General features: G+C 50.8%; 2 tRNA genes and 3 rRNA genes. All 5 read right to left on the bottom strand.

Annotated elements, in window-relative coordinates:
* Positions 1-141 precede the first annotated feature (141 nt).
* Positions 142-254 (bottom strand): 5S ribosomal RNA (gene rrf / locus EBQ26_RS12435).
* A gap of 108 nt (positions 255-362) precedes the next feature.
* Positions 363-3237 (bottom strand): 23S ribosomal RNA (locus EBQ26_RS12440).
* A gap of 336 nt (positions 3238-3573) precedes the next feature.
* Positions 3574-3649, bottom strand: a tRNA-Ala gene (locus EBQ26_RS12445).
* 49 nt (positions 3650-3698) lie between these two features.
* A tRNA-Ile gene (locus EBQ26_RS12450) sits at positions 3699-3775 on the bottom strand.
* A gap of 85 nt (positions 3776-3860) precedes the next feature.
* Positions 3861-5396 (bottom strand): 16S ribosomal RNA (locus EBQ26_RS12455).
* The 16S, 23S and 5S rRNA genes sit together here with 2 tRNA genes alongside, the layout of an rRNA operon.
* Positions 5397-5805 lie beyond the last annotated feature (409 nt).

Consider the following 5805-nt stretch of genomic DNA (forward strand, 5'->3'; position numbering starts at 1 on the left):
GCTGTGGACTTAGGTTATTTGCGCGCAATTTATTTGGAGGAATAGATTTTTTATGTCTGGATTGATGGGTATTGGGCGATTTTTATTTTTCATAAGTAAAACCCCTCAAGGCTTGATGTCTTGAGGGGTTTTGGGTAAGTAGCCTGACGATGACCTACTTTCACACGGGGATCCGCACTATCATTGGCGCGAGCTTGTTTCACGTTCCTGTTCGGGATGGGAAGGTGTGGTTCCAAGCTGCTATTGTCATCAGGCTTAAACTGGTTAATCCTTTTTTGAGGATATTCATAGAGTCGATGCAGCGTATTTGAACTGATTGCGTTATGGCAAGCAAGTGCTGTTTTGCTTTTAATCAAAGTTATAGGGTCAAGCCTCACGGGCAATTAGTACTGGTTAGCTCAATGCATTGCTGCACTTGCACACCCAGCCTATCAACGTCGTGGTCTTCGACGACCCTTTAGGGGGCTCGAGGCCCCGGCAGATCTAATCTTGGGAGGAGTTTCCCGCTTAGATGCTTTCAGCGGTTATCTCTTCCACACATAGCTACCCGGCGATGCCACTGGCGTGACAACCGGTACACCAGAGGTGTGTCCACTCCGGTCCTCTCGTACTAGGAGCAGGTTCCCTCAAATCTGCAGCGCCCACGGAAGATAGGGACCAAACTGTCTCACGACGTTTTAAACCCAGCTCACGTACCTCTTTAAATGGCGAACAGCCATACCCTTGGGACCGACTACAGCCCCAGGATGAGATGAGCCGACATCGAGGTGCCAAACACCGCCGTCGATATGAACTCTTGGGCGGTATCAGCCTGTTATCCCCAGAGTACCTTTTATCCGTTGAGCGATGGCCCTTCCATACAGAACCACCGGATCACTTAGTCCTAGTTTCCTACCTGTTCGACTTGTCAGTCTCACAGTCAAGCACGCTTATGCCTATGCACTATTAGCACGATGTCCGACCGTACCTAGCGTACCTTCGAACTCCTCCGTTACGCTTTGGGAGGAGACCGCCCCAGTCAAACTGCCTACCATGCACTGTCCCCCGCCCTGATTCAAGGGCGCAGGTTAGAACCTCAAACACACCAGGGTGGTATTTCAAGGACGGCTCCATGAGAACTAGCATTCTCACTTCAAAGCCTCCCACCTATCCTACACAGATCTGTTCAAAGTCCCATACAAAGCTACAGTAAAGGTTCATGGGGTCTTTCCGTCTTTCCGCGGGGAGATTGCATCATCACAAACATTTCAACTTCGCTGAGTCTCTGGAGGAGACAGTGTGGCCATCGTTACGCCATTCGTGCAGGTCGGAACTTACCCGACAAGGAATTTCGCTACCTTAGGACCGTTATAGTTACGGCCGCCGTTTACTGGGACTTCAATCAAGAGCTTGCACCCCATCATTTAATCTTCCAGCACCGGGCAGGCGTCACACCCTATACGTCCACTTTCGTGTTTGCAGAGTGCTGTGTTTTTAATAAACAGTCGCAGCCACCTATTTTTTGCAACCCATTCATGCTCAGATGTTCTCATCACACTAATAGGGCACACCTTCTCCCGAAGTTACGGTGTCAATTTGCCGAGTTCCTTCTCCAGAGTTCTCTCAAGCGCCTTAGAATACTCATCTCGCGCACCAGTGTCGGTTTGCGGTACGGTCGTGTGTAGCTGAAGCTTAGTGGCTTTTCCTGGAACCCCGTTCAATCACTTCGTGAGCAAGCTCACTCGATCAACAGCCTCGGTATATGTGCGCCGGATTTGCCTAACGCACGCCTACTTCTGTCTAGACCAACTAATCCAACAGTTGGATGATCTATTAGGATTCGTCCCCACATCGCACTACACATCGGTACAGGAATATTGACCTGTTTCCCATCAGCTACGCATCTCTGCCTCGCCTTAGGGGCCGACTCACCCTACGCCGATGAACGTTGCGTAGGAAACCTTGCGCTTACGGCGAGGGGGCTTTTCACCCCCTTTAACGCTACTCATGTCAGCATTCGCACTTCTGATACCTCCAGCAGCCTTTACAAGCCACCTTCACAGGCTTACAGAACGCTCTCCTACCACGCACAGTAAACTGTGCATCCGCAGCTTCGGTAACTGGCTTGAGCCCCGTTACATCTTCCGCGCAGGACGACTCGATCAGTGAGCTATTACGCTTTCTTTAAATGGTGGCTGCTTCTAAGCCAACATCCTGACTGTCTATGCCTTCCCACTTCGTTTCCCACTTAGCCAATTTTAGGGACCTTAGCTGGCGGTCTGGGTTGTTTCCCTCTCGTGTCCGGACGTTAGCACCCGGTGCACTGTCTCCCAAGCTGTACTCTGCGGTATTCGGAGTTTGCCTTGGTTTGGTAAGTCGCCATGACCCCCTAGCCAAAACAGTGCTCTACCCCCGCAGGTAATACTTGAGGCACTACCTAAATAGTTTTCGGAGAGAACCAGCTATTTCCGAGTTTGTTTAGCCTTTCACCCCTATCCACAGCTCATCCGCTACTTTTGCAACAGTAGTCGGTTCGGTCCTCCAGTACCTGTTACGGCACCTTCAACCTGGCCATGGATAGATCACTCGGTTTCGGGTCTACACCCAGCGACTAGACGCCCTATTCGGACTCGATTTCTCTTCGGCTCCCCTATTCGGTTAACCTCGCCACTGAATGTAAGTCGCTGACCCATTATACAAAAGGTACGCCGTCACCCCGAAGGGCTCCGACTTTTTGTAAGCATGCGGTTTCAGGATCTATTTCACTCCCCTCACAGGGGTTCTTTTCGCCTTTCCCTCACGGTACTGGTTCACTATCGGTCGATTACGAGTATTTAGCCTTGGAGGATGGTCCCCCCATATTCAGACAGGATTACACGTGTCCCGCCCTACTTATCTCTAGCCTAGTACCACACAAAATTTTTATATACGGGGCTATCACCCACTATGGCCGGAGTTTCCAATCCGTTCTATTGTCTTTCGTGCTATCACTAGAAGGCTGCTCCGATTTCGCTCGCCACTACTTTCGGAATCTCGGTTGATGTCTTTTCCTCTGGGTACTTAGATGTTTCAGTTCTCCAGGTTCGCCTCGTTAACCTATGAATTCAGTTAACGATACCCTAACGGGTGGGTTTCCCCATTCAGAAATCTTCGGATCAATGCTCATTTGCCAGCTCCCCGAAGCTTATCGCAGGCTATCACGTCTTTCATCGCCTGTAATCGCCAAGGCATCCACCACATGCTCTTAGTCACTTGACCCTATAACTTTGACCTCTGAAATCGTCAGAGACAGTCGTTATGACTCAAGCAAACTTCACTTACGCGTTTGCCGTAATTCACGCTTGTCTTGAAGGCCGCGCTTGCGCGCAGCCTGAGAACAATCGTCAATTACTTGAAGCATCGGTCTTTTACAAGACCCATGTTCGTTGTTGACGCAATCAATTCATTGCTGATGGCACGGTGAAGACAACGCCTTCTTTCCATCAGCAACGCTGATTCGACTCTATGATTTTTTAAAGAACAGCCTCATTCATCAATATACACTGATGAACAACAAAAAAGCCTTTTAAAAAAAGCCTCTTTGGTGTTCAAAAATGGTGGAGGATGACGGGATCGAACCGACGACCCCCTGCTTGCAAAGCAGGTGCTCTCCCAGCTGAGCTAATCCCCCGCTAGCCAATCGCAAACACGACCAGCCAACATTCAACCTCAAGGATAGTTGGTGGGTCTAGTTGGGCTCGAACCAACGACCCCCGCCTTATCAAGACGGTGCTCTAACCAGCTGAGCTACAGACCCCTGGCAAGTTGGCTTTGCAACCTACCTATCCTCAACAACCGATAAGTGTGGACGCCTGGCAATTCTTGCCTGCTTATTTTTCCAGAAAGGAGGTGATCCAGCCGCACCTTCCGGTACGGCTACCTTGTTACGACTTCACCCCAGTCACGAGCCCTGCCGTGGTAAGCGCCCTCCTTACGGTTAAGCTACCTACTTCTGGCAGAACCCGCTCCCATGGTGTGACGGGCGGTGTGTACAAGACCCGGGAACGTATTCACCGTGACATGCTGATCCACGATTACTAGCGATTCCGACTTCACGCAGTCGAGTTGCAGACTGCGATCCGGACTACGACCGGCTTTGTGGGATTAGCTCCACCTCGCGGCTTAGCAACCCTTTGTACCGGCCATTGTATGACGTGTGTAGCCCCACCTATAAGGGCCATGAGGACTTGACGTCATCCCCACCTTCCTCCGGTTTATCACCGGCAGTCTCATTAGAGTGCCCAACCAAATGATGGCAACTAATGACAAGGGTTGCGCTCGTTGCGGGACTTAACCCAACATCTCACGACACGAGCTGACGACAGCCATGCAGCACCTGTGTTACGGCTCCCTTTCGGGCACCAAGCCATCTCTGGCAAGTTCCGTACATGTCAAAGGTGGGTAAGGTTTTTCGCGTTGCATCGAATTAAACCACATCATCCACCGCTTGTGCGGGTCCCCGTCAATTCCTTTGAGTTTTAGCCTTGCGGCCGTACTCCCCAGGCGGTCAACTTCACGCGTTAGCTTCGTTACTGAAGAAATGAATCCCCAACAACCAGTTGACATCGTTTAGGGCGTGGACTACCAGGGTATCTAATCCTGTTTGCTCCCCACGCTTTCGTGCATGAGCGTCAGTGCAGGCCCAGGGGATTGCCTTCGCCATCGGTGTTCCTCCGCATATCTACGCATTTCACTGCTACACGCGGAATTCCATCCCCCTCTGCCGCACTCCAGCAATGCAGTCACTAATGCAGTTCCCAGGTTGAGCCCAGGGATTTCACATCGGTCTTGCATCGCCGCCTGCGCACGCTTTACGCCCAGTAATTCCGATTAACGCTCGCACCCTACGTATTACCGCGGCTGCTGGCACGTAGTTAGCCGGTGCTTATTCTTACAGTACCGTCATAAAACCAGGGTATTAACCCAGCTCTTTTCGTTCTGTACAAAAGCAGTTTACAACCCGAGGGCCTTCGTCCTGCACGCGGCATTGCTGGATCAGGCTTGCGCCCATTGTCCAAAATTCCCCACTGCTGCCTCCCGTAGGAGTCTGGGCCGTGTCTCAGTCCCAGTGTGGCTGGTCGTCCTCTCAGACCAGCTACAGATCGCAGGCTTGGTAGGCCTTTACCCCACCAACTACCTAATCTGCCATCGGCCACTCCACTCGCGCAAGGCCCGAAGGTCCCCTGCTTTCATCCGTAGATCTCATGCGGTATTAATCCGGCTTTCGCCGAGCTATCCCCCACAAGTGGGCATGTTCCGATGTATTACTCACCCGTTCGCCACTCGCCGCCAGGCCGAAGCCCGCGCTGCCGTTCGACTTGCATGTGTAAAGCATGCCGCCAGCGTTCAATCTGAGCCAGGATCAAACTCTTTAGTTCGATCTCTAAAAAACTCACTCACTTAGCGGAATTGAAGTAAACCTGTAAGCCTAAAATAAAGGCCTACACACTTCTATTCTGTTAGCATGAGCAATTCGGTATCTCTACCAGCTCCAGCAAAACCAGAGCAACAGACATAACACCAAACGCCCACGCTTATCGGCTGTTTGTTTTTAATGATCCAACCAATCTTTCGATTGATCAACTTCGCCGCGATCAGCGAAGCTCATAACTATAACACAACTTTTTGAGCCTGCCGGAAAATTTTTTATCTTTTTTTCATCACCCCGCACAGAAAACTTTCAATGCAGAGCAACAAACAAAACTTCCAACCAACTCTCGCAAACCCCAAAAATCATTCCGAAGCAGCGAAGCCGTGAACTATAACACAACTTCAGCAAACCACAAA

Source organism: Allofranklinella schreckenbergeri (assembly GCF_003703475.1).
Taxonomy (GTDB): domain Bacteria; phylum Pseudomonadota; class Gammaproteobacteria; order Burkholderiales; family Burkholderiaceae_C; genus Lampropedia; species Lampropedia schreckenbergeri.